This is a genomic window from Pseudoalteromonas byunsanensis (assembly GCF_001854475.1).
In the GTDB taxonomy this organism is placed as follows: domain Bacteria; phylum Pseudomonadota; class Gammaproteobacteria; order Enterobacterales; family Alteromonadaceae; genus Pseudoalteromonas; species Pseudoalteromonas byunsanensis.
The window spans coordinates 410,432-435,818 of sequence record NZ_MNAN01000028.1 but is presented as its reverse complement, the minus strand read 5'-3'; the positions used below and the strand labels follow the sequence as shown (position 1 = coordinate 435,818).

The window sequence follows — 25,387 nt, the reverse complement described above, 5'->3', positions numbered from 1 at the left end:
TGAACCATCGACCAATGGATTAAAAGTCCACTGCTCTACCAACTGAGCTAATGACCCGCTCTGGATTCAAAACTGATTTTGTAAATGGTGGGTCATGATGGACTTGAACCATCGACCAATGGATTAAAAGTCCACTGCTCTACCAACTGAGCTAATGACCCGCTCGAGTTATCCTGAATATTGCATTGATGGTGGGTCATGATGGACTTGAACCATCGACCAATGGATTAAAAGTCCACTGCTCTACCAACTGAGCTAATGACCCGCTCGAGTATCAATGCAAAATTGTAAATGGTGGGTCATGATGGACTTGAACCATCGACCAATGGATTAAAAGTCCACTGCTCTACCAACTGAGCTAATGACCCGCTCGGATAACATTTACAAAATAAGTGGTGGGTCATGATGGACTTGAACCATCGACCAATGGATTAAAAGTCCACTGCTCTACCAACTGAGCTAATGACCCACTTAGTGCAGCAGTTTGATTTGAACCAATCGCCTGCTGCGGGCGCTTATAATACTTATTTAAAAAATGAGTGCAACTGAAATACGTAGTTTTTTTCAGTTTTTGTGTCTAAGCGCCTAATTTTAAACCATTGTGGCAAAAAATCATGCCATTTAGATCTTTGCAAGACGTTCTGTGGCTAATTTAGCAGCAGTCGTACTTGGGTATTGCGAGATCAAAGTATTTAAGATTTGCTTAGCTAAATCTAAGTTGCCTTGCTTTTCATATAAAGCACCTAACTTTAACATTGCATCAGGACGCTTGTTTGATTCAGGGAACTGTTCCACTACAGTCTTAAAATGCACCATCGCATTTGCATCATCGTTTTTTATCGACTGTAACTGTCCTAACCAGTAATGCGCGTTTGGAATATACACAGATTGTGGAAATGTCGCCAAAAAGTTTTGGAATTCAGGAATAGCCGCATCATAGCGCTTGTCTTGCATGATCAATGCTACCGCTCGGTCATATGCCTCATTCTCATTTAAATCACTACTGATAGCTTGTGAGCTGTCGACGGCAGTTGTAACTGAAGTACTGTTCGATTGCTCATACACCTTAGAGACGCGATTCTCAATTTCTTGATATAGTTCACGTTGACGCTGAAGTACTTTCTCAAGCTTGTAGCTTTGCTCCTCTGTAACGCCACGAACTTGACTCACTTCATCTTGCAATAAATTGAGTTGTTGCTGTAACTCTATTTGCAACATATTACGTGTTTGCATCATGCGCTCTAATTGTGCAATACGTTGCTCTAACGAACTTGGGTTATTTGCAGCCTCAGAAACAGGAGCGGGAGCAGCCCAGACATGGGTGCTCCCGCTTAGTAATAGTAGAGCTGCCAGAATATTATTCGGCTTCATAATCTCTCTTACTTATTAGTATACAAGCACCGCGCGACGGTTTTTAGCAAACGCTTCTTCTGTACGTGACTTAACCATTGGCTTTTCTTCACCATAGCTAACAACAGAAATTTGGCTGTCTGAAACACCTAAACTTTGTAAGTACTTCTCAACAGCTTTACCACGGCTTTCACCAAGTGCGATGTTATACTCTGGCGTTCCACGCTCATCCGCGTGACCTTCAATAAGTACCTTAACGCTTGGGTTTTTAACTAGGAAATCAGCATGAGCTTGCAATAGCTCAGCGTATTGGCTCTGAATCGTTGACTTATCAAAATCAAAATAAACGATTTGCTCTTGACGCAATGCTTCGTACTTTTCACGTAGCTTCTCTTCTGCTGACTTTTCACGAGAAATAGTATTTACGTCTACTTGATTGTTCGAATCATTAGTTGCAGCCTGGTTGCTTTCATTTGCTGCACCTTCGTCAACACTTGAAGAAGAGCTACATGCCGCTAGCGTCATTACTGGTAAAGCCACCAATAGCGCTTTTAAAGTTTTATTAAGTTGCATCGAGTATATTCCTATTTGTAAAATTCAAACCAGCAAAATTGTTATAAAAATGGCGACCAGGCCGGAGCCTTTACTTGTCCATCCGAAACGGGAAGTCGCGCTTTAAATCGACCATCCATAGACACTAAAGCCAGTACCTGCTTATTGTTATGTAGCGTGCTATAAATGATCATTGAGCCATTTGGTGCAATACTGGGAGACTCATCTAAACGCGTTCTCGTCAATACTTGAAACAGCCCCGATTCTAATTCTTTTTTAGCAATATGATATTTGCCTAATGTTCTATTAACCATAATCAATTGTTGACCATCGGGGCTAATAGATCCAGCAAGGTTCATGTCACCGTCAAAGGTAATACGCTTTGACCTACCAGTCTGTAAATTTAACTTATATATCTGGGCATTACCACCCCTTTCAGACGTATACACAATTTCTTTACCATTTGGATGCCAAGATGGTTCAGTATCTATGCTTCGGTGTTTGGTTAAACGTCTCGTTTGTTTGGTTTTAAGGTCCATTAAATAGACTTCCGTAGCCCCTCCCGAATCCTTAGATAACACAATGAGTAACTGTGTCCCATCAGGCGAGAATTGAGGCGCACCATTTATACCTGGAAAGCTAGTCATCACTTCGCGTTTCCCGGTATAAAGATCTTGCATGATAATTTGTGATTGACGGTTTTCAAAAGTGACATAAGCCAACTTGTTACCATCTGGTGACCATGCAGGAGACATCAGCGGTTCTTTTGAGCGCAGTAGCACCTGTTCATTGTAGCCGTCATAGTCCGCTACAACTAATTGATAAGGTTTCTCTTCACCATCGCGTACAATCACATACGCAATTTTGGTACGAAATGCTCCACGCTCACCAGTTAACGATTCATAGACAACATCACTGATTTGATGGGCATAACGTCTAAAGCCCTCGCTGGTAATGATACTTTGTCTGGCTTCTTGAATATGGTCCTGACTTTTCATCAACTTACCATTACTCATCATACGTGTTTCGCCCCCTGTTATCTGGGCACGAATAACGTCAATTAACTCATACTTTACCAAGTATCTTCCACCTGGTTGCTGCTCTACAGAACCAACGACGATAGCCTCAACACCTTTCTCTACCCAAGCGTTATAATCAACATCTTCATCACTGGTTGGAAGCTGCGGCATGTCTGCAAGCGCTACAGGCTTAAATTTACCACTGCGCATCAAATCTGCAGCTATTACATCACTCAACTGCGAAGGTAGCTGACCTACCCCTTCATACTTAAACGGCACAATAGCTATCGGTCGAGCACTGTCTATGCCTTCCGTTATGACAATCTCAAGTGCGGCGTTTGCAACACCTTGAAAGCCAAAAGCAACTATGATTAACAAGTTTCTCAATCGGTTAAACATAAGTTTCCTTTATAAATTTGGTTTAATGGTTAAATTAATATTTTTTAGTTCTTCAAACACATCTTTTTCTTTTGATACCGGTAATGTATCGGCCATTCGCACCGCTCTAAGTGCAGCATCACACACTAACTTATCACCGCCCAAAGAGGTCACACTAGTAACCAGACCATTAAATGCTAAGCGAATGTTTACACGGCACTCTTTACCACGCATCTTTTCATCCGTTAGTAGATTTTGTTGGATCCGTTGTGTGATCAATGCCTGATATTTCTCAACTTCTGTAAGCACCTGTTGCTGGCGAATGCGATTTCTTGCCGCTTGCTCTTTGGCTAACTGCTCCTGTAGCATTTTTTCTTCAAGGGCTTTTTGGCGTGCACGCTCAGCTTCTTCCGCTTTGCGTTTTTCCTCTGCTTCGCGACGTTTTCTCGCTTCTTCAGCTTTGCGCAAAGCATCCTCTTCCGCTTTACGTTTTTCCGCTGCCGCCTGAGCCGCCTTTTCAGCTACCAATTTTTCTTGCTTCGCTTTTTGAGCTTTCTCTCGTTGCTTTTGCTCAATTTCACGCGCTTTCTTAGCTTGTGCTTCTGCTTGACGTTTTTCTTCTTCTTTTGCTTTACGCTGCTGCTCTAACTTGGCGATACGACGAGCTTCCGCTTCACGATCTTGCCTTGCTTGCTGCGCACGTCGCTCCAGATCTCGAATACGCTTCTCTTCAGCCTTTTTCTGCGCGTCCTCTTTTTGCCTTAATTCCGCAATTTTCTTTTCTACCGCATTTTGATCAACTGAAATCGCCGATACCACCTTGTCTGATTGAGGTGTTTCGGGCGTATTAAGCGTGACTTGCATGACCGTGGGTGTGGGCGCTTTGAAAGTTGCACTGACAAATAGAAAACCTGCAATAGCAAGGTGTAAAAGAAAAGATTTTAACAATCCACTTTGTAGTGAGCCCATGGCTATTCCTCAAATGATTTGGTCATTAAACCCACCGATGGCACCCCAGCATTTTTTAAAAAGTCCATCAATAGCAGAACTTCCTGATATGACACTTTACCTGAGCCTTTGATCATCACTGGAGTTTCAGGATTTTGTTGCAGCTTAAGTTTTATAACAGCTGCAACCTCAACTGCATCCATGGGAGACTCTGGATCTGTTCCCACACTTACATAGTAACGACCTTGTGAATCAATACTAGCAATAATAGGAGGCGCATCTTTAGTTTCAACCAGATCAGACTCCTGCATTTGAGGTAAATCGACCTTCACACCGTGAGTGATAAGTGGCGCTGTTGCCATGAAGATGATCAACAATACCAACATTACATCAATGTAGGGAACAACATTTATCTCCGCCATTTGGCGGCGTTTCTTCCGCACATACATGTTATTTCGCCTCTGCCGAGTTTGCTGTCTGACGGTGAAGAATGTTTGAGAACTCTTCCATAAAGTTGACGTATTGAGTCTCAGCTCGCTCTACATCTTTAGCAAAACGGTTATATGCCATAACAGCTGGAATAGCCGCGAATAAACCCATTGCTGTCGCTATAAGAGCTTCAGCTATACCCGGTGCAACCATCTGTAAGGTTGCCTGCTTTACTTCACCCAAAGCGATGAATGCATTCATGATCCCCCAAACCGTACCAAATAGGCCAATATAAGGGCTAATTGAACCCACTGTCGCTAGGAAAGATAAGCCAGCTTCAAGCTTTTCGATTTCTCGTGAAAGTGCAACTCGCATAGAACGGTGAGTTCCTTCTATCACCATAACAGCCGAAGGTGTGCTACTTTTTTTATGGCGGGCAAACTCTTTAAAACCAGCAGCAAATAGAGCTTCCAACCCTGAAGCTGGTTCCGTCTTGGCACTTACTTCACTGTATAACTTACTTAAATCCATACCAGACCAGAACTTGCGTTCAAACTCTCTCGCTTCAGATACTGCTCGGCCAAGAATTCCTTTACGCTGAAAAATAATGGCCCAAGAGGCAATCGACATCCCAACCAGTGTCAGCATCACAAGCTGTACTAATAAACTTGCTTTTAAAATTAGATCAATAAAATTGAGTCCCGACTCCACTTTTTATACTCCTAACGATTGTGTTTCGGCCCATGGCCTACTACTTCACTCTATTGACTGTAAGCGACTATAAATGTTCAGTTAGTTTACTCACACATGCCAATGCTTACAATCTCATTACCGTGAATTACAGCTATTTGGCGACAAAGTGCGCAAAAATATAACAACTCCCTCACCTACTCATAAAAAATAAGCTTAAAGGATTAGAGGGGTAATTTTAACCTACATATAAAATGCGTATTTATTACTAATTTATGCATAAATCGAGCTCTTTATGCATAAATGGCGAATAAAGTCACATATCTATATTGGTAAGACCAATTAACAACAAATAAACTAATACTCACAAATTGTACAAAAACAAATCAACTCTTATAAAAACAACAAGTTAAAACAGGATTGAGCATAAAAAATCAACACCATCTTAAACAATATAAAAACCTGATATTAGTTTTTTTTATTTGAAAATAAAATTTTTCTAGTTTGATGAAATGAAAAAACATCTTTAATATACACCCTGTACTGAGCACACAGCATGATAAATGCACAAGCACAGTTGTTAGTAATATGATTTCTGATTTGTCGTATTACTTTGATAAATGCGTATTGGATAAAACCGATGTTCATTTATCAGTTCCCTGGATTACTTCCTTCAACTTGTTGTTTTGCCCGCTATCTTAGCGGGCTTTTTTTTGTCTTTAATTCGTGGAACAGTGTATCGGCCGAGCCTTAACCTTGACTGAAGTGAACGAGTTCTGATGAAGAGTTATGAGGCCTCAAGCCTAGTTTTAAACTAGGCTTGAGGTGTTAAGTTAAAATGAAGGTATGCTGCATTGGAGGCGATGCGACCACGGGGAGTCCTTTGTATAAAGCCTTGTTGGATCAAAAATGGTTCTATAACATCCTCAATCGTTTCCCGCTCCTCGCCAATAGCCGCAGCTAAGTTGTCTAGCCCGACAGGGCCTCCCGTGAATTTTTCAATAATGGCCAGTAAGTATTTACGGTCCATATAATCAAACCCACACTTGTCTACATCCACCATATCTAGTGCCTGTTGTGCGATGTCTACACAAACTTTTCCATCCCCTTTTACTTGTGCAAAATCTCGAACCCGCCTTAATAAACGGTTAGCGATACGAGGAGTGCCTCGTGAGCGTCTGGCAATCTCATCTGAACCTTCAGGACTAATGGTCAAATCTAAGTAAAAAGCCGAACGAGAGATGATCTTCGCAAGATCTGACACTGAATAAAACTCAAGGCGTTGCACAATACCAAATCGGTCTCTAAGTGGCGACGTCAATGAGCCCGCGCGAGTCGTAGCGCCAATTAGTGTGAAAGGAGGTAAGTCTAGTTTGATTGAACGTGCAGCTGGCCCTTCACCTATCATAATATCCAATTGGTAATCTTCCATCGCTGGATATAAAATCTCTTCAACTTGTGGGCTTAAGCGGTGAATTTCATCAATAAATAATACATCCCCTTCTTCAAGGTTAGTCAGCAATGCCGCCAAGTCTCCCGCTTTTTCAAGCACGGGTCCTGAGGTTGTTTTAATATTTACTTCAAGTTCATTGGCAACAATGTTCGCCAAGGTGGTTTTACCCAGTCCCGGAGGTCCAAATATCAATAAATGATCCAGAGCTTCATCACGTGTACGAGCAGCCTTTATGAATATTTCCATCTGCTTTTTTACATGTGCTTGCCCTGTGTAATCGGCCAGTAACTTTGGACGAATCGCCCTGTCGACTACATCTTCGTTACCCTGTACTTCTGGTTCTATTAATCTGTCGGCTTCTATCATAATGGCTTACATCATAGATTTGAGCGCTTCTTTGATCAGCGCCTCTGTGCTCATATTCGGTTGCGATACATTCTTTACCGCTTTAAATGCTTGTGCTTGTTTATAGCCTAATGCTAGTAAAGCAGCAACTGCATCATCCGCAGGAGTATCCGCTACAGTGGGGTTTTGCATTGGCTCAAAAACCGTAGCATCACTAAATGGTGTTAGTAGATCATGACCAAAATTCTTCAGCCTATCTTTCATTTCTAATACTAAACGCTCTGCGGTTTTTTTCCCAACCCCAGGGATTTTAACCAGAGTTGTCGCATCTTCATTATTGACACACTGTATAAATTGTTCAGCTGACATTCCCGATAAAATGGCTAAGCCAAGCTTAGGACCTACGCCATTTGCTTTTATCAACTCTCGAAACAACGCACGTTCTTTTTTGTGGTTGAAACCAAATAATAACTGCGCGTCTTCACGCACAACGAAATGTGTATAAACAGCTGTTTGCTCACCTATACCTGGCAGCTCATAGAAACAGGTCATAGGCATTTGTACTTCATAGCCCACTCCTGTAACATCGAGTAAAATTTCTGGTGGTTGTTTTTCTAATAATGTCCCACTGAGTCGTCCAATCATGCTGATTCCTATCTAAGTCTACGCCTTACCGTTTTGGTAGCACTGCCAGCAAGACGAATTAAATTTTGTTCCGAGTGAGCATGGCAGATTGCTATGGCTAAAGCATCGGCAGCATCCGCCTGTGGCGTGCCCGGCAACTTAAGAATACGCTTAACCATTTCTTGTACTTGAGTTTTTTGGGCGCTTCCTGTGCCAACAACTGCTTGTTTCACTTGCCTTGCGGAGTATTCACTTACAGGCACATCTTGCATCGTCGCAGCGACGATGGCAGCGCCTCTGGCCTGGCCTAGTTTTAAAGCAGAATCAGGGTTGTGTGCCATAAATACTTGCTCAATAGCAAAGCTGTCTGGCGAAAATTGTTCAATTAACTGATTTACTCCTTGGTAAATCATTTTCAATCTTATGGGAAAAGCATGCTCCCCAAGCTTAATACAACCACTGCCTAAATACTGAAACTTCGACCCTTGATGAGAGATCACACCATAGCCAGTAAAACGAGAGCCGGGATCTATGCCTAAAATAATTGCCAATATACTTACTCGGTCATTAGGTTTAGTGCATAATGCCAAAATACTGTATGAATTACCAGTTATAAGTCTTAGAGTTTAATGTCTGCTTTAATCGCTCTTATATCTCGTTCTAAAATAGAACATCGCAATAAACTCGGCGTCTTGGTGTTCGTGCATGCCAACATCTGCCCCGTTTTATCCCAAACCGCATTATTGCCGGCCGAAGACCATCCACCAGTGACGGAAATATGATTACTAAGTAATACAGGAAAATGATGTGTTTTGGCTATCTGTGCGAAGAGTTTGCTGTCAGGCTCAAAACCCGCTTGAGAAATTAGCGCACTGACAAGGTATACATCAGCGCCTGCCTTTGCGGCGTTTTTACTATGTTCAGGGGCACTAAAATCAGCACATACCGCCAAGGCGATACGATGGTGCTTACAGTTAAACACATAGTCTCTAGTACCTGTACTACAATAGTTTTCCTCTCCAGCATGTAAAAACTGTTTCGAATAAAACTCAATTTCACCATCTTCGAAACATATCACCGCACCAATAGCCGGTTTTTCTGATGACTTACTACTTAACGGACAGCCAGCAATCACAATAATATTATTTGCCATTGCCGCCTGTGATAGCCCCTTGAAATTTTCCGCCTCTGGCTCAACAGCCAACGTATTTAACAATTCCAATTCATAACCACTAAGCGATAACTCAGGAAAAGCGACAATATCGCACCCGAGCTCTGATGCTTGCGCTATCATGGCCATGTGGGTCTTTAAATTTTCGGTGACATCACCTTTTACAACCGGCGACTGTGCCAAGCCAATCACAACCTGCTCTCTCACTTCAACTCCTAAAAACATTCATAAACAGCTGTCAGTCTAGAACTGCTCGCTGTAAACCTTAAAACTAGGCTGTTAATCTCTTAGACATTACTTGCACATCTACACCGCAATAAGTCACGCGCTCCAAATTTTGCCACCCCACGCGCTTATAGAGGCCCCCCTCTAGTGCTTCTGTTTGTAAAAATAACTCTTTGATACCAATAGATTTTGCTGCTTGTTCAACTCTATCAACCAAGGCTGTAGCAACTTCTTTCCCGCGCCATTTGGGTGCCACAAACACTCCACCGAGCCAATGCTCTCTGTCTGGGTAGATAGACATTTCACGGTACTTAAGCTGCGCAACGCCGATCATTTGTTCGCCTTCCAAAGCAACAACGATAAGTGGCATACAGTCACGATTAAGGTACTCATCAAGTTGTTGCTCAAATAACGCTATTGATGCGTTCTCAATAATATTTCCCCATTGCTCAAAATACCATTTGGCCACTTGCGGTTTCAGCTCTACCTTGTCTGCTAAAAATAAAATATCCATACATAGTTCCTTGTCGTTTTGGGACATTCAATGTTTTGAGGTGAAAACCACATCTGGTGATTTTCACCCTTTATCAGTAATACTTAACCCCCATGAGATGCAAAATTTCTAACATCTTGCAACCAGGTATTGCGCTGCGCTTCATCTGCCACTATCACCCCACCGAACAAACTTACTGCAGCTTTTTCAATACCGCAAAATTGCAATGTAAATACATCAAGTTGTTCTAATACAGGTTTTGCCTGCATCTGCATGAAGTCGCTCGGTGCATCCATAGTTAAAATTATACGGGCTGACTTACCACAAAGATGTGGAGTCGGTAATGGATTAGCTTGCTCATAGCTAAACGCAAACCCAGGTAAAAAGGTCCTATCAAATAATCCTTTGAGTTTTGCGGGTAAACCGCCCCACCAAATTGGTGAGACGATTACGATATGTTCAGCCCATAATAGCGCTTGCTGAAACTGCACCAAAGCTGGCTCTAGAAACTGCTTTTGATCATACCCAGCTACTAGGTTGGGATTAAACTCCATAGTGGATAGATCAAAGCGTCGTACTTGTGCATACTCTGTTGCCGCTATTTCGTAACGGTCGCTCAACTGCTTTGAAAAGCTCTTTTCTTTTGGGTTACCATTTAGCAATAATATATGTTTCATCGTTACTCTCTATTTAGATTAGAAAACGATGCTGAGTTTAAGCTCTCCCCTTAACGGCAGAGTCAAGTACTTTTGGACATGACTCTATGGTACGAATACATTGACTCACCTTAGCGATATTATTGCTAATACGTAGCACTTGCTCTTGCATCTCTATTTTTAGCTGTTGTAAAAATAGATTGATTCGCTCCCAGTCTACTTGGTCGTTTTGATAGACAATCACGCCTTTTAATTTCGCCAACGTCACACCAAGCTCCTTGGCTTCTCGGATCAGCTTTAATACTTCCACATCACTTGCCGTATATACACGATACCGCCCTTGTCTTAAGGGCTTTTTGATAAGGCCCTTTTGCTCGTAAAAGCGGATAGCTTTTACCGACAAGCCTGTTTGCCTTGCTACTTCACCAATAAACACTACTTATCCTTCGCGACGTCTAAAATAACCGCGTTATTCACTAAAATTGTTAATATTGATTTCCATGGGCTGATTTACCCATCCCTCAGATCTGCAATATCACCCACACTAATAAAACCATACCGCTCATATGCCGACACCGAAGTCGTGGATGCGTGGACCGTAAGCTTAATATTTGACGCGACAATTTTGAGTGAAGACAGCAAGCAGCTTGCTAATCTAGCAAATGTTAAGATCCCTTGCTCTGATAAAGTGTCTGCCACTGTATTCATAAATGAATGCATACACACATTGCTCACTTCGTCGCAATCAGAGTATAAAAACTTTCTTATAATCATAAGAGTTACCTAATGTTTTTCAGCCATGCTCCATATCATTGTGACACTCTTGCAAGGGGCTTATACAGCCGATTAGAACGACACGATAATGCATCTGAAAATAATACAAGATACTTAAGTAATCACGTGTTTCATCTTGTGGCCACCCGTTACCTCAAAACCATTAGATTTGTAAAACTCTACGGTGCTTTTGTACTGTGGTAAAGGTGGCGTGCTCAACTCTAACCTCTTCCATCCCTGCTGCTTGGCAAGCTTCAATACCGACTGTAATAATTCCTGTCCTACACCTTTAGAACGATACTCAGGCACAACATAAAATTCTTGAATAATACCGAATTGACCTTCTGCATAGAGCGAGTAACTTTGACACACAGAAGCAAAGCCCACTATCTGCTCGGCATCAAAGGCTGCCATCACTTGATAAATACCGTTGGACATATAGTTTTTGCACAGATCAATTGCTAACGGAATATCGACATTAAAGTACTTAGTGCCCATTCGTTCTGAAATTTCATTGGTGAGACAAACTGCAAGCATTGCAATTTGTTCAGATTTGGAAGAATCAATAATTTGGTATTTCATGCGCTCACTCCTTGTACGCTGATTAAATTTAAAAGAAAAGCGTTATGGAGCAAAGTAGCTACCTAATAACGCTTTTCTACGTCCAAATATTAATAACGAATTGATGACAAATACAAGTACTATCTAGTATTAAAATTGAACATTCTTATTCTTACAGAGCTGTGGCACGTATTGATTGAACACACTGCATTCGCATAACCTAAATAAAAAAGGCGACCCTAGGTCGCCTTTTTCAATCGTATCATTCGTTATTCACTGTCGATTTTTGCTTGTTCAACACTAATAGCGAGTTCTTTAAGCGCATCAGGGTTAGCCACGCTTGGCGCATTGGTCATTAAACAAGATGCTTGCGTCGTTTTCGGGAACGCAATTACATCACGTATATTGTCTGTGCCGCATAACAACATCACTAAACGGTCTAAACCGAACGCTAAACCAGCATGTGGCGGTGTGCCATACTTCAATGCGTCCAATAAGAAACCAAATTTATCTTGTTGCTCTTGTTCGTTAATTCCCAAGATTCTAAATGCAGCCTGCTGCATCTCATTGTTGTGAATACGGACCGAACCACCACCTACTTCATAGCCATTTAAGACCATATCGTACGCGTCAGATATTGCACCTGCTGGATTTGCTTCCAGCTCCGCTGCTGAAATATCTTTTGGAGCAGTGAATGGATGGTGTACTGCGTGCAAAGTACCTTCATCATCTTCTTCAAACATTGGGAAGTCTACAACCCAAAGCGGAGCCCACTTAGTCAAATCTGTTAGTTCAAGATCAAGACCCACTTTTAAGCGTAAAGCCCCCATAGCTTCATTAACAACGTTACGCTTGTCAGCACCAAAGAGAATAATATCGCCAGTCTGTGCATTGGTTCGCGTTAGTAGTGCATTAATCACTTCTTCATTTAAGAATTTAGCAATCGGTGATTGCACACCTTCGATACCAGCAGCGCGATCGTTAACCTTCATCCACGCTAGACCCTTAGCACCATAAATGCCAACAAACTTAGTGTATTCATCAATTTGCTTACGCGATAACGCTGCACCACCTGGTACTGTTAACACTGCAACGCGACCTTTCTCGTCATTTGCAGGGCCAGATAGTACTTTAAATTCAACATCTTTCACTAAATCAGCAACGTCAACCAATTCCATCGGGTTACGTAAGTCTGGCTTGTCTGAACCAAAGCGACGCATCGCTTCGCTGTACGCCATAACTGGGAATTCACCCAAGTCGACACTTAACAACTCTTGCCACATTTCACGAATTAGCTTTTCTGTCACTGTGCGCACTTGATCAGATGTCATGAATGACGTTTCAATATCGATTTGTGTGAATTCTGGTTGACGGTCTGCACGTAAGTCTTCGTCACGGAAACACTTAACGATTTGATAATAACGGTCAAAACCCGACATCATCAGTAACTGTTTAAACAGCTGTGGTGATTGAGGTAGAGCGTAAAAACTGCCTTTGTGTACACGACTTGGCACTAGGTAGTCTCGCGCACCTTCAGGTGTTGCCTTGGTCAGTACCGGTGTTTCAATATCTAAAAAGTCATTGCTGTCCAAGAAACGACGTACAAAACTGCTGGCTTTTGCACGTAATTTAATACGGTCACTCATTTCTAAACGACGCAGGTCAAGGTAGCGATACTTTAAACGACGTTCTTCAGAGTTTTGTTGGTTAAAGTCCAGAGGTAGCGGCTCAGAACGGTTAACAATCGTCAACGCCGTGCCTAAGATTTCAACCTCTCCTGTGGCCATATCTTTATTTACCTGGCTATCAGGACGAGCGCGAACCACCCCCCTAACCTGTACACAGAACTCTTGACGCAAAGTATTTGCTGTATCCATTAACCCTTCAACTTCTGGGTCAAAAACGATTTGCACCAACCCTTCACGGTCGCGCAGGTCGATAAAAATCAAGCCACCTAGGTCGCGGCGTTTATTGATCCAACCGCATAGTTCTACTTCTTGTCCAACATGGCTTTTGTTTAAATTTCCGCAGTATATAGAGCGCATAGTATTCCTGTGTCTCAGTTACACAAGGCTGGTAACTGGCATTAATATGAAAAATTATCGGCGATTATATAAAATTCCTTGTCTGAATGTCATCCTCGATCCGATTTAGTTTCTAAAATTCACCATCTTTATTACACTGTCGTCACTAACAACCACTTTAAACTCGATAACATGCTATATCTTGGCTGCCCACAATGGAGCGCTTCTCATTGGAAAGGTCGTTTTTTTTCATCCCATTGCCAAAACAATCAAATGCTTCAAGAATATGCGCAGATTTTTAATTCGGTTGAAGGTAACACCACCTTTTATGCAGACCCAAAACCTAGTTCAATTGCTAAATGGTACAGTGATGTGCCCGATGACTTTAGATTCACCTTTAAAATTCCCAAACGTATTTCTCATGAACTAGCGTTACAAAACTGCCAACGCGAGTTAAATCATTGGTTAACTCTGTTTGAACCTATTTTTGATAAAGTAGGTCAAGTGATGCTACAACTACCTCAGGCTTGTGATCCACAATTTTTACCCCTGATTGAAGCGTTCTGCGCTCAATTACCAAAAGACCTACCACTGGGAATTGAAATCCGTCATCTAGCATTTTTTGATAAAGCTGATAATGAGCGTCGATTTAATCAGTTTTTAATTGGAAATCACTATAATAGAATTATGATGGATACGCGTCCCTTATTTAGTGAAGTCGCAACAACCCCAGCTATTATTGATGCGCAAAAAAAGAAACCGAGAGTACCATTACATGTTATCGCCACAAGTAACGCGCCTGTTTTACGCTTTGTTGGGTGCTCAGGCTTACAAGCTAACCGTCAGTTTTATGCGCCATGGCTGGTAAAAATTAATCATTGGCTAGATGAAGGAAAAACACCCTATGTGTTTTTCCATACTGCGGATAATTATGATGCGCCGTTGCTCGCCAAACAGTTTATTGAAGACCTTAAGCGCCCAGAGGTTAAACTAGGAACATTTCCTGCTCACCAACAACCTCAACAAACAAGCTTGCTGTAGTAATTTATTTCACGTCAGTGTGAGCTGTCATACTGTTAGCCTTATCTCGGCTAGGCTCAAAACCTTCATATCTGGGTAGTTCAACATCAAGTTCTTCCCAGCTTGCTTTACTGGTCACAAAATTATGTGACATTGGCCGCTCTTCAATATCTGAATCTAAAACTCCCAAACGTAATCGCAATTTACTGGGCAAATCATCATTAGAGCTAAATAAAGGACTGGCGCAGTGCTTGCAAAAATGTCGCTTTCGACCCGGCTTAAACTCAAAATACTTAATCGCGTCTTGACCACTAATAATGTGTAACTCTTCACTGTTCACAAAACCATTAGTAGCAAACGCTGTACCTGTAGATTTTCGACATAGTGAGCAATGGCAATGAATAATGTCACTGATCTTCCCTGTAATGCATAATTGGATTTTACCGCATAAACAACTGGCCTTATACATTCATTCTCCTTGCTAGGATGTGATTACTTTTGATATTGAGTATAATGAGTCGCCGTACCATGTACCAGAAATTTAGCCATGACCTTTTCACATTATTTTCTCCACTACCCTGAGCATATTCAAAATCAAGTTCAGCAACTAATCACATCGGGCAAAATTGAACAATATTTCAAGAACAAATACCCTGATGCTCATCAACTGCAAAGTGAAAAGTCACTGTATGAATATACCAATAAACTCAAGCAGCGCTATTTAAAAAATGCGCCCAACCTTAACAGTGTTAAATATAAAAAACAGAGTGATTTGGTAAAAAATGCACTGGGAACGCATACTTTTAAGCGTCATCAACATGGTGGAAAGTTAAAAGCAAAGCATGAAATAGCCATTGCAGAGCAATTAAAAAATGCCCCTGAAGCATTGCTCAAGGTATTAGTTGTACATGAGCTTGCACATTTTAAAGAAAAAGATCACAACAAAGCATTTTATCAGCTTTGTTGCCATATGGAGCCTGAGTATCATCAGCTTGAATTAGATTTACGATTATTCTTGGTACTTCAACAGTTACAACTGAGCTTTTATTGAAGGCCTAGCAAATCCGAGTAAGTGTTCGATATTAAGGTAACCAAGCTTGATCACCAGCCAAGCACGAAGCACAGCACCAAGTGCAAAACCAAAACAAAATGCCCAGGCGATACCCAGCAAGCCAAATTGAGCCTGGCAATACCACGCAATTAACACCGTGACCGCTGTCGCAAACAGTAATACCCATAGATTGTAAAGTGGTTCGCCAACCAAATTAATCACGCTACTTGCGCATATTCGCAAGGGTGTGATCAACTGCGCCAGTAGTAATATTAACAATAGCGTATGACCGGACTCCATTTCAGGCTCTTGATATAGAGCTAGTAGAGGGTAAGCCGCGATAGCAAGTATTAACACAAAAACTAAATTGCATAACCAAAACAGTCGCATTACATGCGCGACTTCAAAACTGTCTATTTGCTTGTTCAGTAACATCGGCTTTAGTACCATACCAAACGCATTGGATAAAATAGCCATCAACCCTGCAATCACCACCGCCGGATAAAATACACTGACAGCTTTTGGACCTAACCAATGATGTACTAGCAAGACATCAAGTTTAGCGACCAAGGCTACTCCAGCGCCACTTGCAAGCAATCGCAACGATGATTTACACCAGAACACGGTTTGATAAGCTGGTTTATTTTTTTCAAGCAGCGGAAATATCAGTACAAACTGCAAAACCACCACAATACTGATACTAACAATCAACGCTTGGCAAACCATTGCAAGGTCTAATGAATCATGCTGAAAATACAAGTACGCGCAGCTTAGTGCGGTGAGTATTTCAAACAGTGATTGCTGAGTAAGCAGGCCACGTCGTTTAGCATCAAGTGCCATTAAAAAAGTTGCTTGGCACTGCATAAGAGCACCAAGAGGCACAATAAAAAGTAAGTATTCTAAATGCTCGTTTGCCAGTTCATGGGGGGAAAATAACGCATAGCCGAATAACACGACGGCCACAAAAATGCATCCAAAGCTTAATGCCACTGCAAAATATACACGCTTTAATCCTTGTAGCAATGCATGTTGCTGACTTTTATAAAGAGGGTGCGCTATGCGCATAAGTGATGATGCAAAGCCCATACTGGCAGGTAAAAGTAGTACTTCACACAGCGCTAATAAGGCCGCAAACGTACCGAAATGTTCGGCACCCATAAAACGAGCCAGCAGCAAAGTCATGATAACTCTGCTAATGTGATTGAGCCCAGTAAAGGTGCCGAGTGACAATACGTGTTTTAAAACATCCATGTTAGGCAAATAATTACAGGCCTAACTCCGACATAAAATCATCATCCGCTGCATCAGCTTCATCTGCCGCTTGCTTCTTACTCTTGTTCTCTTCTTCATTTTTTGTAGCCTGGCGCTCAATAATGGTATCTGGGTCCACAGACTCTGCAATATCAAAGTCATGCAGCTTGATGAACTCAGTTTTATCCATAGCCAGCTCTAGATAGAAGATATTTTGATTCTGCGTAGTAAATGTTACCCGACGCGCTTGCGGGCGGTCCATCGTGGTATCTACAGAGATCTGAACTTGCTTATTAATTGCCATCATCTTCGGTTGATTTTGGGTAATTGACGTGTGTAATTGCTCACGCACTTTACTGGTAAAGTCACCCACAATTTGGTTCATCAACTCACCCATCACGTTGGATACATCATCGGACAAATGACTATTTGCTATTTCATCTTCTGGCATACCCATGCTGCGCATGTAGTCTTGGTAAATCTCCATTGCAGCTTGCGCGGTAAAGTTGGTAACCACTAGGCCAGTAAAGCCACCGTCAAACAATACAAAGCAACCAATATCTGGGCGCATACACGTACGTGTAATTTTTTGTACCATCGCAGAATATGCGATTTGATTACCACTTGCCGAAGAAAGAACCTCGGTCACAGAACGACACAAAGTCGATAATATGTCTTCAGTACTAACTACTTTATTTCTCGCCATTATTTATCTCTTTTTTACTTCTTATCATTAATAGTAGCCAAGCTACTCAATTTATCACTGACTATCCAGCATAAAATGGTAAAATAACACGATTATTTGGTAAGAGAGATAAAATGTGACTGGCAAAGACAGTATTTATGCCACTGAGCAACAGGTAAAAGATTTCAGCTTTGACGCTAACGTCGTTGAAGTTTTTCCGGATATGATACAACGCTCAGTCCCAGGCTACGCTACCATTGTAAGCACCATGGGTAAACTGGCGGGGCAATTTGCCCAAAGTAACTCTAATTTATATGACCTTGGCTGCTCTTTAGGCGCAGTAACGCTCAGTATGCGCAGAAACATCGCAAAAGAGAACTGCCGGATCATCGCAGTGGACAACTCACAAGCTATGGTTGAGCGCTGCAAAATGCATCTTAGTGGCTTCAAGTCTGATGTGCCCGTTGATGTCCAACTTGGCGATATTAACGAGCTTGAAATTAGCAACGCCAGTGTGGTTGCTATGAACTTTACCTTGCAGTTTATCCCACAGGAACAACGTTTAGCCGTCTTACAGAATATTTACAATGGTCTTAAACCAGGTGGCATCTTACTACTGAGTGAAAAGATCAAAGGCGAAAATGATGAGCAAGATAACTTACTGATTGATTTGCACCATGATTTTAAACGCCACAATGGTTATTCAGAGTTAGAGATTAGCCAAAAACGTACCGCAATTGAAAATGTCATGCGTCCTGACAATTTGAACAAGCATTTAACTCGATTAAGTGACATTGGTTTTAAGCAAACACAGGTTTGGTATCAGTGTTTTAACTTTTGTTCAATGATAGCCATTAAATAACGGAGAAAAGATGAACAACTGGTTTACCGACTTTTATGCCGCCATCGCGAAAAATCAACTGAGTCATTGGCTCGATACCCTGCCAGCCCAACTTACACACTGGCAAAATGAGGCCCAGCATGGCGATTGGTCACAGTGGGAAAAGGTCTTAAAGAACTTGCCTGAGTCAAATACTCAACATATTAATATTGAGGATAAAGTAGAGTTTGGTCTTGCCGATGAGCTGTCACAGGGCCATAAAAAGCAACTCACTCATTTACTGAAACGGATGATGCCTTGGCGCAAAGGTCCATTTCATATCCACGGCATTCATATAGATACCGAATGGCGTAGCGATTGGAAATGGGATCGCCTATTGCCTCATATCAGTGATCTTCATGGTCGAACCGTTTTAGATATTGGCTGTGGCTCTGGCTATCACTTGTGGCGTATGCGTGGTGCTGGCGCTGATTTTGTAGTGGGAATCGACCCATCAGATCTATTTTTATCACAGTTTCAGGCCATCAAACACTTTAATCCTGACCCTAATGTACACCTGCTTCCCCTTGGCGTAGAACAACTGCCACAGCTAAAAGCATTTGATACAGTATTTTCTATGGGGGTGCTTTATCATCGTCGTTCGCCAATTGATTTTCTAGCACAGCTTAAGGCGCAACTTCGAGCTGGTGGAGAGTTGGTACTTGAAACTTTGGTCATTGAAGGCGATGTCAATACAGTGTTGGTACCAACTGACCGCTACGCCAAAATGCGTAATGTCTGGTTTATTCCCAGCACCGCAGCGCTGACTTTATGGCTTGAACGTGTTGGCTTCAAAGACATCAAAGTCGTGAATAAAGATGTAACATCTCTTGACGAGCAGCGCCGTACGCCTTGGATGCAAACCGAGTCACTGGCGGACTTTTTAGACCCCAACGACATCACTAAAACCATTGAAGGCTACCCTGCACCACTGCGTGCTATTTTAACAGCTAAAGCTTAACTCTCAGAAATAACTGTGCAGGGGTCGCCTTTGGGCATTCCCTGCACATGCTGCTAATCTTTACCACATGCGATTAAGTGATATTTCAACTAGCCCCATATGGGCAATTGTTGTAAAATACGCGCGTTTCTAAGCAACCCATAAAGCAATTTTGAGGAAAACCTGTGAGCGAACAAAAACAGTCTCTTAGCTACAAAGACGCAGGCGTAGATATCGATGCGGGTAACGCATTGGTAGAGCGCATAAAAGGCGTAGTGAAAAAAACTCGTCGTCCAGAAGTAATGGGCGGAATTGGTGGTTTTGGTGCACTATGCGAACTTCCAACTGGTTACAAAGAGCCTGTATTAGTTGCTGGCACAGATGGTGTGGGCACTAAACTTCGTCTCGCTATCGATTTGAAAAAACACGATACGGTAGGTATCGACCTAGTTGCAATGTGTGTAAATGATCTTATCGTCCAAGGTGCTGAACCCCTATTTTTCTTGGACTACTACGCAACTGGTAAGCTGGACGTCGATGTTGCAGCGGATGTTGTAACCGGTATCGGCAAAGGCTGTGAATTGTCGGGTTGTGCATTAATCGGTGGCGAAACGGCTGAAATGCCAGGCATGTACGAAGGTGACGATTACGACATGGCTGGCTTCTGTACGGGCGTAGTTGAAAAATCAAAAATCATCGATGGTACTAAAGTAGCATCGGGTGACCAATTGATTGCATTAGCTTCAAGCGGCCCGCACTCAAACGGTTATTCGCTTATCCGTAAAGTGTTGGAAGTATCAGGCGCTGACACAAACTCAGAATTTGAAGGTAAAACACTTGGTGAGCACTTATTGGAACCAACTCGTATTTACGTTAAATCAATCCTAGAGTTACTCAAAGATGTAGACGTTCATGCGCTATCTCACATCACAGGTGGTGGCTTCTGGGAAAACATTCCTCGCGTGCTACCTGAATCAGCAAAAGCGGTTGTTAAAGGTGACAGTTGGCAATGGCCAGCTATTTTCAACTGGTTACAAGAAAACGGTAATATCAGTACTCACGAAATGTATCGCACATTTAACTGTGGTGTTGGCATGATCTTAGTTGTTCCTGCTGACAAACTAGCACAAAGTCTTGAAATTTTAAGCGCTCAAGGTGAGCAAGCTTGGCACATTGGTGAAATTCAAGATGCGGTTGCTGGTGAGGAACAAGTTGAGATCTTAGGTGGTAAAGCCTAATGTCGAATACTCGCTTAGTGGTATTGATCTCTGGCAGTGGTTCAAACCTGCAAGCCATCATAGATGCCTGTCAGAGTAATCAAATAAAAGGCGAGGTAGTTGCTGTTATCAGTAACAAAGAACAAGCTTATGGCTTAACACGTGCCGCCAATGCTGGCATTGAAACTAAGGTGTTAAGCCATAAAGCATTTGCTACACGTGATGATTATGACGTCGAGTTGGCCTCTTTAATCGACTCTTTTAATCCAGATTTAGTTGTATTAGCTGGATTTATGCGTATTCTAACTCCTAGCTTAGTGCAAAAATTTAAAGGAAAAATGTTGAACATTCATCCTTCTTTGTTGCCTAAGTACCAAGGGCTGAACACCCATCAAAGAGCGATAGATGCAAAGGACGACGTACACGGTGTTAGCGTACACTTTGTGACGGAAGAGCTGGACGGCGGTCCAGTGGTATTACAAGCGAAGGTTCCAATCTTAGCTAATGATACCGCAGAGACTCTGGCGCAGCGGGTTCATGAACAAGAACATATTATCTATCCTTTGGTGGTCCAGTGGTTCAGCGAACACAGACTAACAATGGAAGCAGATTATGCCGTTTTTGATAACCAACCCCTTCCAGCTCAAGGCGCAGCCTACCCATAATAAAATATGCGCTTGGCTACTTGGCTTAAGCGCTATTTTCTCTTGCTCTATCGTTGCCAATCCCCTTGTTTCTTATAACGCAGAATACCAAGTCTCTCGTAAAGGCTCAGTCAAAGGTACAGCTTACCGCGAGCTTAAACAGCTTGACCAGAACACCTATCAATTAAAATACAAAAGCGATATCGAATGGATGATTTTCTCTGACGAGCGTGAGGAAACTTCTAAGTTCAATATGCATGATGATACACCTGTTCCTCTTGAATACAGCATGGTGCGCACAGGTACTGGCCCAGACAAAGATTACAAAATTACCTTTGATCGTAAAAACCAAGCAATCATTTCAAATCAAGAAAAATACCCGTTAGGTGTAAAGTGGATTGAAGAACAGCAAGATTTACTCACATACCAATTGCAGCTAAGAAAGGAATTAATGGCAGGCAAACAGAAATTTAGTTATCCAATTATTGATAAAAAAGGTGGACAGCGAACTTACGACTTTGAAGTTGATGGCAAAGAAACCATTACTTTGCCTATTGGTAACGTAGAAACTGTGCGTATAAAACGCCTTTATGACGACGACAAGCGCCAAGTAACTGTATGGTTAGCACCTGACTATGATTATATTGTAGTGAAAATGTACAAGGGCAAGGAAGGCATAGAGCAATTTCAAGTGCAGCTAACAAAGTATGAAAAGCATACCCCTATGTAATAACGGGTAAAGGTAGTCGAAATTGCTCGACTACCTTTTAAACCATCCAAAGTGTTTAGATCTTCTCACCCATTTTAAACAGTACAAACTCCCCTTCTGACATTTTTTGCCATTGTTCATCATTAGTTAAAGGGCGAGTTGCGATAACAGTAACCACATCATTTGGCGTGGTTTCCTTTTGAAAATCCACCACCATATCCGCATCAATCAAAGTTGCTTTACCAAATGGCGCTCTACGAGTGATCCAATGAAGATTATTGGTACAATATGCCAACACATATACGCCATCAGTTAGTAACATATTAAACACGCCTTTGGCGCGCAACGTATCGGCCAATTTCGCAGCATACCTAAATACTGCGGCCATGTTTGAGGGGCGTTTTGGATATTTTTCGCGTATTTTATCGAGTATCCAACAAAATGCTAATTCACTGTCGGTATTGCCCACTGGTCGATAAAATTCAGGCTTTAGGTCACTATAATTAGATAACTGGCCGTTATGAGCATAGGTGATCTCTCTTCCCCATAACTCACGTGTAAAAGGATGGGTGTTCTCAAGGCACACTCGACCACGATTGCCTTGTCGAATATGGCTTATCACCGACACACTTTTGATTGGGTATGCTTTCACCAATTTTGCGATTTCAGACTGGCAACTCGGCTCAGGGTCTTTAAATGTTCTGCACCCTTTGCCCTCATAAAATGTAATACCCCAGCCATCTTTATGGGGCCCAGTGTTGCCGCCACGCTCCAAAAGCCCAGAAAAACTAAAACAAATATCTGTTGGGACATTCGCCGACATGCCCAATAGCTCACACATTAAATAAAAACCCCTTTAAAAACAGTAGAAAGCACCGGATTTTAGACTTATACAAGTATATGTTTTGTCCAGTGTTATGGTTACGATTGCGCTTATTATTATGCGTAACATCGCTATGCATTATGTCTCACTCGGGTGCACTCGTAAATAAGGCCGAGAATTTAAAATAAGGGGTTTTGTAGGCGAGCTCATATTTACCCCCACTCAGCCTACAAAGTGGCACGGACTCTAACTATTGACTACAAATGTAATCTAAAGCAATATTGGATTACAAATGTAATCCAAATAATAAACTATGAAAATAATTCTATCGATATTAATCGCATTGACGATGGTCGCATGTCAAAGCCCAACTGTTCATATCTATTCGCGAGATTTATCGCAACTAGAGCGTTCGAGAGTACAATCGCTTTTTGAAACTGAGAATATCCATTTTAAGTTTACCAATTTGCAATCGCCTGATCATTATCATGAGCCGTATTTGCTATATCACCCGCAAGATAGTGATCAGGCTCTCATTAGTGCAGTTGAACGTGTGGTAAGAGAGGTAGGCTTTAATAGATTAAACACGCAGGTGTTCAACAAAAAAAATCACTATTACACCCAAGGTAATATGGGGTTATATTTTCCCGCTAAAAACAGCCATTCAGTAGAACTTCCGGAATTATTATTTACACATCAATGCACTACCACTGATATGCAAATTCATATCAAACAAAACGGTAAATGGATGGCCCGTAACCAAACTGATTTACAGGGAAAATGGCAGTATGTTGAACCATATTTAACTCTACATTGGTTTGATGGCTCAGGGATGGTACAGCAAGCCTATCAAGGCCGAATACACACAGTACCCACCAAGCTTGGACCAAGAAACGCGGTTACCTTTACCGTTCTCGGTCATCGCAGCTATCCATTAGCATTGTTAAACTGTGATTTACAAGCGATTTTTATGTAACACGTATCAAGCATAACTTAAGTGGAAATAAGTGGGGGGGTAACTAAAGTACATCTCACAAATAGGGGGCATAATTTCACGCCCCCTAACCCTTTACGCCATCAGCAAGAAGCCGATGAATGCGATAAAAGCTGCAATTAAAGCATAAGGTAACTGCGTGACCGCGTGGCTAATTAAGTTACATCCAGAGCCTTGTGCAGCTAATACAGTTGAATCGGAATAGAAACACGCTTGACTGCCAAAAGATGATGCCGACAGCAATGCACCTATCACTAATGGTGTATTTGCATCAACCGCCACAGCTAACGGCATCACAATTGGGATCGTTACAGCAAAAATCCCCCAACTAGACCCTGTAGCAAACGCTAGGATAGCCATAGATAGGAATACCATAGCTGGTAACAACTGTGCCGTCATATATGGGCTTAATGAGTCAATAACATATTGAGGTAGCATCAGCTGATCACACACGTCTTTAAAAATAAATGCGGCGATAACCGTACCAATTGCTGGCAGCATACATTTAAAGCCATCAATCATCTGCTCAAGCATATCTGCAAGCGGCATCAACCTTTGCAGTAAGTAGAAAGGAACCGTGACTGCCAAAGTCGCCAGTAAGCCCTTCCAAACATCGATATCAAAATATACCGTAAACGCCACCAACAAGCTGATAGGCACTAAGAAGTTGTATAGTTTGCCTTGCTCATCTGCTTGTTCAAACTCTTGCTCTATCGCCTTTGCAGCGTATTCGTCTGGTGTATGCACATCCGTCAAGTCCACCTGATCTAGTGCTGGTTGCCCTTGCTGTGCCGCAAGTTCTGCACGCTTCATAGGCCCAAGTAAAGGCATGACACCGAGTGCCACAAGTGGCACCATAAGTACAGCCACCCAAGCATACAACATGTAAGGTATCGCCTGCATGTAGGTTACAATGCCCTGACCTTGCTGTGCAACGCCATTGTCGACCAACAACCCACCAAAGAACACCGCCCATGTAGAAAGTGGCACCAACACGCAGATTGGTGCGGCTGTTGAGTCAACAACATAGGCCAGCATTTCACGAGATATTTTAAACTTGTCAGTGACTCTGCGCATGGTTTCACCAACCGTTAACGCATTTAAATAGTCGTCAATGAAAATAACAACACCTAAAAGATAGGTCATCAATAGTGAAGACTTGCGCCCTTTGGCCATTTTCAATGCATTACGCCCGAAAGCCAACGCCCCACCAGTGCGCACTAACAACGCGATCAGCGCGCCAAAGCTACCACATACTAATATTAACCACCCTATGGTCTCATCAGCCATTACTTTCAACGAAGCATCGGCAAAGTTTGGTAAGACTGCCCCCACGTCAACAATCGCCAAACCAACCAATGCGCCAATAACAAGCGCTAAAATAGGTCTGCGTAAGAGGATTGCGAGCGTCAAGACGACGATAGGTGGAACTACACTAATAACACTAGGCTCTGTCATTGAAAATCATCCCAATATTATGA

Annotated in this window: 29 protein-coding genes and 4 tRNA genes; 8 read left to right on the top strand and 25 right to left on the bottom strand. The window is 42.1% G+C overall.

The features are described from left to right. Nucleotides 1-85 precede the first annotated feature (85 nt). From BIW53_RS09585 to aspS, 20 genes are all read right to left on the bottom strand, one after another. Nucleotides 86-161: transfer RNA gene (locus BIW53_RS09585), tRNA-Lys, on the bottom strand. A 28-nt stretch (nucleotides 162-189) separates the two neighbouring features. Next, nucleotides 190-265: transfer RNA gene (locus BIW53_RS09580), tRNA-Lys, on the bottom strand. Nucleotides 266-292: 27 nt separating this feature from the next. Then, nucleotides 293-368: transfer RNA gene (locus tag BIW53_RS09575), tRNA-Lys, on the bottom strand. A 25-nt stretch (nucleotides 369-393) separates the two neighbouring features. Next, a tRNA-Lys gene (locus BIW53_RS09570) sits at nucleotides 394-469 on the bottom strand. A 152-nt stretch (nucleotides 470-621) separates the two neighbouring features. Continuing rightward, nucleotides 622-1,371, bottom strand: coding sequence for a tol-pal system protein YbgF (gene ybgF, locus BIW53_RS09565; protein ID WP_070991604.1), 750 nt, complete (start codon nucleotides 1,369-1,371; stop codon nucleotides 622-624). Between the two features lie 15 nt (nucleotides 1,372-1,386). After that, nucleotides 1,387-1,923, bottom strand: a complete 537-nt coding sequence (pal, locus tag BIW53_RS09560) for a peptidoglycan-associated lipoprotein Pal (protein ID WP_070991603.1) — start codon at nucleotides 1,921-1,923, stop codon at nucleotides 1,387-1,389. 41 nt (nucleotides 1,924-1,964) lie between these two features. Continuing rightward, entirely contained in the window at nucleotides 1,965-3,320 is a 1,356-nt protein-coding gene (gene tolB, locus BIW53_RS09555) for a Tol-Pal system beta propeller repeat protein TolB (RefSeq protein WP_070991602.1), read from the bottom strand. Nucleotides 3,321-3,329: 9 nt separating this feature from the next. Next, complete coding sequence (gene tolA / locus BIW53_RS09550) at nucleotides 3,330-4,268, bottom strand: cell envelope integrity protein TolA (RefSeq protein ID WP_070991601.1); 939 nt, start codon at nucleotides 4,266-4,268, stop codon at nucleotides 3,330-3,332. 2 nt (nucleotides 4,269-4,270) lie between these two features. Beyond that, nucleotides 4,271-4,696 carry a protein TolR gene (gene tolR, locus BIW53_RS09545; protein ID WP_070991600.1) on the bottom strand — a complete coding sequence of 142 codons (426 nt, stop codon included), beginning with the start codon at nucleotides 4,694-4,696 and terminating at the stop codon, nucleotides 4,271-4,273. A gap of 1 nt (nucleotide 4,697) precedes the next feature. Continuing rightward, on the bottom strand, nucleotides 4,698-5,387 hold the full coding sequence (gene tolQ / locus BIW53_RS09540; protein ID WP_070991599.1) for a protein TolQ: 690 nt from the start codon (nucleotides 5,385-5,387) through the stop codon (nucleotides 4,698-4,700). A gap of 793 nt (nucleotides 5,388-6,180) precedes the next feature. Then, nucleotides 6,181-7,185, bottom strand: coding sequence for a Holliday junction branch migration DNA helicase RuvB (gene ruvB / locus BIW53_RS09530; RefSeq protein ID WP_070991597.1), 1,005 nt, complete (start codon nucleotides 7,183-7,185; stop codon nucleotides 6,181-6,183). Between the two features lie 6 nt (nucleotides 7,186-7,191). After that, nucleotides 7,192-7,809 (bottom strand): Holliday junction branch migration protein RuvA, encoded by a 618-nt coding sequence (gene ruvA / locus BIW53_RS09525; protein ID WP_070991596.1) that lies wholly within the window; start codon nucleotides 7,807-7,809, stop codon nucleotides 7,192-7,194. Between the two features lie 8 nt (nucleotides 7,810-7,817). After that, nucleotides 7,818-8,339 carry a crossover junction endodeoxyribonuclease RuvC gene (gene ruvC, locus BIW53_RS09520; RefSeq protein WP_070991595.1) on the bottom strand — a complete coding sequence of 174 codons (522 nt, stop codon included), beginning with the start codon at nucleotides 8,337-8,339 and terminating at the stop codon, nucleotides 7,818-7,820. A gap of 68 nt (nucleotides 8,340-8,407) precedes the next feature. Next, nucleotides 8,408-9,166, bottom strand: a complete 759-nt coding sequence (locus BIW53_RS09515) for a carbon-nitrogen hydrolase family protein (RefSeq protein ID WP_139158817.1) — start codon at nucleotides 9,164-9,166, stop codon at nucleotides 8,408-8,410. 64 nt (nucleotides 9,167-9,230) lie between these two features. Next, the gene (locus tag BIW53_RS09510) at nucleotides 9,231-9,698 is read right to left on the bottom strand and encodes a GNAT family N-acetyltransferase (RefSeq protein WP_070991593.1); all 468 of its coding nucleotides are present in this window, start codon (nucleotides 9,696-9,698) and stop codon (nucleotides 9,231-9,233) included. An 83-nt stretch (nucleotides 9,699-9,781) separates the two neighbouring features. Then, nucleotides 9,782-10,354 carry an NAD(P)H-dependent oxidoreductase gene (locus tag BIW53_RS09505; protein WP_070991592.1) on the bottom strand — a complete coding sequence of 191 codons (573 nt, stop codon included), beginning with the start codon at nucleotides 10,352-10,354 and terminating at the stop codon, nucleotides 9,782-9,784. A gap of 37 nt (nucleotides 10,355-10,391) precedes the next feature. Next, the gene (locus BIW53_RS09500; protein ID WP_070991591.1) at nucleotides 10,392-10,769 is read right to left on the bottom strand and encodes a MerR family transcriptional regulator; all 378 of its coding nucleotides are present in this window, start codon (nucleotides 10,767-10,769) and stop codon (nucleotides 10,392-10,394) included. A gap of 74 nt (nucleotides 10,770-10,843) precedes the next feature. After that, nucleotides 10,844-11,107 (bottom strand): GNAT family N-acetyltransferase, encoded by a 264-nt coding sequence (locus BIW53_RS09495; protein WP_070991590.1) that lies wholly within the window; start codon nucleotides 11,105-11,107, stop codon nucleotides 10,844-10,846. A gap of 114 nt (nucleotides 11,108-11,221) precedes the next feature. Next, the gene (locus BIW53_RS09490; protein WP_070991589.1) at nucleotides 11,222-11,689 is read right to left on the bottom strand and encodes a GNAT family N-acetyltransferase; all 468 of its coding nucleotides are present in this window, start codon (nucleotides 11,687-11,689) and stop codon (nucleotides 11,222-11,224) included. 248 nt (nucleotides 11,690-11,937) lie between these two features. Continuing rightward, complete coding sequence (aspS, locus tag BIW53_RS09485; protein WP_070991588.1) at nucleotides 11,938-13,713, bottom strand: aspartate--tRNA ligase; 1,776 nt, start codon at nucleotides 13,711-13,713, stop codon at nucleotides 11,938-11,940. 171 nt (nucleotides 13,714-13,884) lie between these two features. Here aspS and BIW53_RS09480 point away from each other — a divergent pair, with 171 nt between their 5' ends. Then, on the top strand, nucleotides 13,885-14,733 hold the full coding sequence (locus tag BIW53_RS09480) for a DUF72 domain-containing protein (RefSeq protein ID WP_175442112.1): 849 nt from the start codon (nucleotides 13,885-13,887) through the stop codon (nucleotides 14,731-14,733). A gap of 4 nt (nucleotides 14,734-14,737) precedes the next feature. On the opposite strand, the gene BIW53_RS09475 is transcribed toward BIW53_RS09480, so the two are convergent. Then, nucleotides 14,738-15,181: a GFA family protein gene (locus BIW53_RS09475; protein ID WP_070991586.1), complete on the bottom strand. Its 444-nt coding sequence runs from the start codon at nucleotides 15,179-15,181 to the stop codon at nucleotides 14,738-14,740. A 78-nt stretch (nucleotides 15,182-15,259) separates the two neighbouring features. On the opposite strand from BIW53_RS09475, the gene BIW53_RS09470 reads away from it, so the two are divergent. Next, complete coding sequence (locus BIW53_RS09470) at nucleotides 15,260-15,763, top strand: M48 metallopeptidase family protein (RefSeq protein WP_070991585.1); 504 nt, start codon at nucleotides 15,260-15,262, stop codon at nucleotides 15,761-15,763. Here the strand turns inward: BIW53_RS09470 and BIW53_RS09465 are convergent. Both BIW53_RS09465 and BIW53_RS09460 read right to left on the bottom strand, forming a co-directional pair. Continuing rightward, complete coding sequence (locus BIW53_RS09465) at nucleotides 15,743-17,014, bottom strand: lipopolysaccharide biosynthesis protein (protein ID WP_070991584.1); 1,272 nt, start codon at nucleotides 17,012-17,014, stop codon at nucleotides 15,743-15,745. The two genes, BIW53_RS09470 and BIW53_RS09465, sit on opposite strands and share 21 nt — an antisense overlap. A 13-nt stretch (nucleotides 17,015-17,027) precedes the next feature. Continuing rightward, a complete protein-coding gene (locus tag BIW53_RS09460; protein WP_070991583.1) occupies nucleotides 17,028-17,720 on the bottom strand; it encodes a DUF3334 family protein in 693 nt (230 codons plus the stop codon). Nucleotides 17,721-17,835: 115 nt separating this feature from the next. On the opposite strand from BIW53_RS09460, the gene cmoA reads away from it, so the two are divergent. From cmoA to BIW53_RS09435, 5 genes are all read left to right on the top strand, one after another. Beyond that, complete coding sequence (gene cmoA / locus BIW53_RS09455) at nucleotides 17,836-18,561, top strand: carboxy-S-adenosyl-L-methionine synthase CmoA (RefSeq protein ID WP_070991582.1); 726 nt, start codon at nucleotides 17,836-17,838, stop codon at nucleotides 18,559-18,561. 10 nt (nucleotides 18,562-18,571) lie between these two features. After that, entirely contained in the window at nucleotides 18,572-19,540 is a 969-nt protein-coding gene (gene cmoB, locus BIW53_RS09450; protein ID WP_070991581.1) for a tRNA 5-methoxyuridine(34)/uridine 5-oxyacetic acid(34) synthase CmoB, read from the top strand. A 164-nt stretch (nucleotides 19,541-19,704) separates the two neighbouring features. Then, nucleotides 19,705-20,757 (top strand): phosphoribosylformylglycinamidine cyclo-ligase, encoded by a 1,053-nt coding sequence (gene purM, locus BIW53_RS09445; RefSeq protein WP_070991580.1) that lies wholly within the window; start codon nucleotides 19,705-19,707, stop codon nucleotides 20,755-20,757. Next, on the top strand, nucleotides 20,757-21,401 hold the full coding sequence (gene purN / locus BIW53_RS09440; protein WP_070991579.1) for a phosphoribosylglycinamide formyltransferase: 645 nt from the start codon (nucleotides 20,757-20,759) through the stop codon (nucleotides 21,399-21,401). The genes purM and purN overlap by 1 nt, the downstream gene beginning before the upstream one ends. Further along, on the top strand, nucleotides 21,349-22,110 hold the full coding sequence (locus BIW53_RS09435; RefSeq protein WP_084228116.1) for a DUF3108 domain-containing protein: 762 nt from the start codon (nucleotides 21,349-21,351) through the stop codon (nucleotides 22,108-22,110). The genes purN and BIW53_RS09435 overlap by 53 nt, the downstream gene beginning before the upstream one ends. Nucleotides 22,111-22,165: 55 nt before the next feature. On the opposite strand, the gene BIW53_RS09430 is transcribed toward BIW53_RS09435, so the two are convergent. After that, on the bottom strand, nucleotides 22,166-22,930 hold the full coding sequence (locus BIW53_RS09430) for a class II glutamine amidotransferase (protein WP_070991578.1): 765 nt from the start codon (nucleotides 22,928-22,930) through the stop codon (nucleotides 22,166-22,168). A gap of 295 nt (nucleotides 22,931-23,225) precedes the next feature. On the opposite strand from BIW53_RS09430, the gene BIW53_RS09425 reads away from it, so the two are divergent. After that, nucleotides 23,226-23,888, top strand: coding sequence for a hypothetical protein (locus tag BIW53_RS09425; RefSeq protein ID WP_139158816.1), 663 nt, complete (start codon nucleotides 23,226-23,228; stop codon nucleotides 23,886-23,888). Between the two features lie 93 nt (nucleotides 23,889-23,981). Here the strand turns inward: BIW53_RS09425 and BIW53_RS09420 are convergent, their stop codons facing one another. Next, nucleotides 23,982-25,364 carry a Na+/H+ antiporter NhaC family protein gene (locus tag BIW53_RS09420; RefSeq protein WP_070991576.1) on the bottom strand — a complete coding sequence of 461 codons (1,383 nt, stop codon included), beginning with the start codon at nucleotides 25,362-25,364 and terminating at the stop codon, nucleotides 23,982-23,984. Nucleotides 25,365-25,387 lie beyond the last annotated feature (23 nt).